This window comes from Serratia sp. ASV30 (assembly GCF_016428815.1).
GTDB lineage: Bacteria > Pseudomonadota > Gammaproteobacteria > Enterobacterales > Enterobacteriaceae > Chania > Chania fonticola_C.
Map to the genome: position 1 here is coordinate 1 of NZ_JAELTL010000241.1, position 320 is coordinate 320.

The 320-nt window shown below is 72.8% G+C and carries 1 protein-coding gene; it reads left to right on the forward strand.

The genetic code is table 11. The annotated features are described in order from the left end of the window. Positions 1–320: hypothetical protein (locus tag JHD74_RS26255; protein WP_199063937.1), on the forward strand; the 320-nt coding region annotated here is incomplete at both ends.

Here is a 320-nt window from a genome sequence, read left to right on the forward strand (position 1 = left end):
CCCCCCCCCCCCCCCCCCCCCCCCCCCCCCCCCCCCCCCCCCCCCCCCCCCCCCCCCCCCCCCCCCCCCCCCCCCCCCCCCCCCCCCCCCCCCCCCCCCCCCCCCCCCCCCCCCCCCCCCCTTTCCACGCAGAAGACGGCATACGCGATGATACCTCCTGTCTCGTGGGCTCGGAGATGTGTATAAGAGACAGGTCTAAAGCAGACCGCGAAGAAGCTCGTACCATGACCCGTGGCGGTAAAGGCAAGCGTAAGCCAAGCACCCTGCAGCAGGGCTTTAACAAGCCGGCTCAGGTGGTTAACCGTGACGTGGTGATCGGC